The sequence below is a fragment of the Acetatifactor muris genome (assembly GCF_024623325.1).
In the GTDB taxonomy this organism is placed as follows: Bacteria; Bacillota; Clostridia; order Lachnospirales; family Lachnospiraceae; genus Acetatifactor; species Acetatifactor muris.
In genome coordinates, this window is sequence record NZ_JANJZD010000085.1 from 1 (window position 1) to 3,232 (window position 3,232).

The window sequence follows — 3,232 nt, forward strand, 5'->3', positions numbered from 1 at the left end:
GATTCCGCCGCATTGCAACCCGGTATGATAAGCTGGCTTTCACATATATGGGATTCGTATGCCTTGCTTCAATCTTAATTTGGATAAAATGACCAAAAGTTGGTAATTTTCAAACACGCTCTAGCATAATCCAATTTATACCCACAAACGCAAATAATTGCCGCCTGCACAGTAAAACGAGTGAACGCATCGGCAATCCAGAGCTGAAAGCGGCAATTAAATGCGTTCATGAGCATAAAACGTAATTTTATACTGGATTTGGGTAATATTGTCTATCCGTGAGGAATGTTGTAAAATGGTGTGACTTGAGCAATGCGAAAGGATTGGACATAAAAATGGAAATTTATATAAAAGAATTACAGTGTGATTGGTATATGGGTAGTGTTGATTTTTATGAGGAAGCTCAGATAACATCTGAACTAATCGAAAAAATAAAGGATAGTATTATAAGAAACGAGGAGGATGGGCCTTATAATATATATGCTGCATATGATGATGCCAACTGGCTTTATATGTGTTTTAGAAAGGACTTAGTGTCAATACAAATAATTTGTGAACCTGATCATGAGTATATATATTATGATAAGAAATATGAGGGGAAGACTGGATTAGAACTAATAGAATTTGATCAAAACATATTACCAAGAATAGAGACTTGTGAAGATATGGTATTGGCTGCAAACATTTTTAAAGAGTGGACAATGTACGGAAAACTGTATTCTACAACATGGGCAGATATGAATATTACTCCTAATATCTTTGATGCTTATTATCATAAAGAAGAATCGGAAGATTTATATAGTTTATCTATTTATGGAATTGGAGAAAGTAAAAGTAAGACAATTGTATTTTTAAAAAAATTTTTTAAGGATAGCGATTTTAAACAAACATTGAAGCGAATAGAGCAATTTCCAATACTTTTGTGCGTTTATTTTGAACATAATATTTCAACTATAGAAAAAGAATTAAAAAAAAATAGGAGCTGATTATAGAAAGGAAAAAGTATCTGAAAAGGAGTATGAAGAATTTTCTTATTTGAATCATGGAGAATTATGGTTATGTATGATGGAGTATTTGCATTTACGGTAGGTAGTGTAAAATAATTTGTATCTTTAGGAAAAATACATGTCATTTAGTCAGACGCGTGAGTCGTTATACTGCAGACCGCCAGGATTTACAGTGGTGTCCCCGGGAAAGCACCTGGCTGGCGGTCTGCAGTCGGGTCGCGCTGCAAATTTTACCGGTGCACAGTATAGCAAGTTAAGGCTGTATAATAGAGCCAGCGATAAATCGATATTTGTCGGGGAATTAAGCAAAATGAAAATTGGAAATTTTATGGAGGAAAAGAATATGGACTTAATGAATGAACTTTTGAAAAGCCTTAATAGTATCGACTGCAATATATTTGATGAAGATTACCTAAATGAATTGCTTGACAGTAGGGATAGTGACCCGTTCGATACTGAATGGTGTCGAGTTAATGAAGAAATAGAGACACTGAAAAATACCCAAAGTTATACAGATAAAAATGAAGAAGAACAAGGCAAAATAAGAGAAAAGGCGTTCATGATAATTGAGGAAAATATCGGCGGTGAACTGTCGGAATATGTTTCTGATGACTTTGGACTGATTTATGATAGTCTTGTGTTAAACTATGACGACGAGTGGCTTAACAAACTAATTACGGCATACAGAAATAAAAAAATTCCTGCCGGAGAGCTTTAATGCAATTCCAGTTTGTCGAACTGATAACCCATCAAAAAACTAAATATTCCGCCGCACACCAGCGGCACACCCAAGCAGGAAGCTGAAAAAGTTATCCTGCTTTTTCTATGCCCGAAATCCGGGAGAAAGGAGGACGTACACTTGCCATGCCCGCACTATAAAATCACCATTATCAAGCGGAGTAACAATGAATCCGCCGTTTCTGCCGCCGCTTACCAGAGCGGCGAGAAGCTGTTCTCCGAATATGACCAGGAGCAGAAATACTATCCTTACAGGAACGAAGTCACCCACAAGGAAATCCTGCTCCCGCCCCATGCGCCGCCGGAGTTTGCAGACCGCAATGCCTTATGGAACTCTGTTGAAGTGCAGGAAAAACAATGGGACTCCCAGCTTGCCCGGCGGTTCGTGCTTGCCATCCCAAGGGAAATCCCATCGGAACAGCACGTCGACGTTGTCCGTGACTACTGCCGGGAGTTTTTTGTTTCCAAAGGCATGATAGCCGACTTTGCCATCCACGACACAAGGGCAATGCCCGGTAAACCGGGCATTTGCAACCCCCACGCCCATATCCTGCTCACCATGCGGGCGATGGACGAAAAAGGCAGATGGCTCCCCAAGAGCCGCAAAGTGTACGACCTTGACAGAAACGGGGAACGCATCCGGCTCCCGTCCGGCAGATGGAAAAGCCACAAGGAGAACACGGTAGACTGGAATGACCGGAAGTACGCCGAAATCTGGCGGCAGGGATGGGCGGACACGGCCAACCGCTATCTGGAAGCCAACGACCGCCCGGAACGGCTAGACCTGCGCTCCTATGCCCGGCAGGGGATTGATAAAATCCCCACCGTCCACATGGGGCCTGCCGCCTGCCAGATGGAGAAGAAGGGAATCCAGACCAACATCGGAAACCTGAACCGGGACATCAAGACCGCTAACCGGCTCATGCAGTCCATCCGGCAGATGGTACGGAGCCTAAAGGGATGGCTGTCTGACTTAAAAGAGAAAAAGGCTGTATTGCTGGAAGCATTGGAGCAGGCGAAGGAACCGACACTCCCGGAACTGTTATTCCGGTATCTGGAGCAGCGGAGCGGGGAACGTGCCGACTGGACTTCCAGAGGGAAGCTGAAAGGAACCGTTGCCGACTACAATAAAGTGCAGACGGCGATGGACTTCCTGCGGAAAAAGGGAATCTCCACCGTGGAGAGCTTTGACACCCGGCTGGACGAGATCAGCCAGACCGCCGTTTCCGTCATGGGGAACATGAAAAAAAGCGAGAAGCGGATAAAAGCCATAGGTACCATGCTCTCCTACATTGACAAATACGAAGCCGCCAAGCCAGTCCATGCAGAGTATGCCGCCATCGGCTGGAAGAAGAAAAAGGAGAAGTTTGCGGAGAGCCACCGGGAGGAACTGGACGCTTACAATGCCGCTGTCCGGTATTTGAAAGCCAACCTGAAAGGCAATTCCTACTCCCGCAAAGATTTGGAATCCGAACGGGAACAGCTTG

3 protein-coding genes and 1 pseudogene are annotated in these 3,232 nt (G+C 43.8%); all 4 read left to right on the forward strand.

Features of this window, described 5'->3' with window-relative positions; genetic code table 11:
• Nucleotides 1-92 (forward strand): annotated as a pseudogene (locus NSB25_RS28885) (IS5/IS1182 family transposase); the annotation flags it as partial.
• A gap of 243 nt (nt 93-335) precedes the next feature.
• Entirely contained in the window at nt 336-986 is a 651-nt protein-coding gene (locus NSB25_RS28890; RefSeq protein WP_103242771.1) for a hypothetical protein, read from the forward strand.
• Nucleotides 987-1,125: 139 nt separating this feature from the next.
• Nucleotides 1,126-1,725 carry a hypothetical protein gene (locus tag NSB25_RS28895; RefSeq protein WP_242982657.1) on the forward strand — a complete coding sequence of 200 codons (600 nt, stop codon included), beginning with the start codon at nt 1,126-1,128 and terminating at the stop codon, nt 1,723-1,725.
• A gap of 141 nt (nt 1,726-1,866) precedes the next feature.
• Nucleotides 1,867-3,232: MobQ family relaxase (mobQ, locus tag NSB25_RS28900; protein WP_257479366.1), on the forward strand; the 1,366-nt coding region annotated here is incomplete at its 3' end.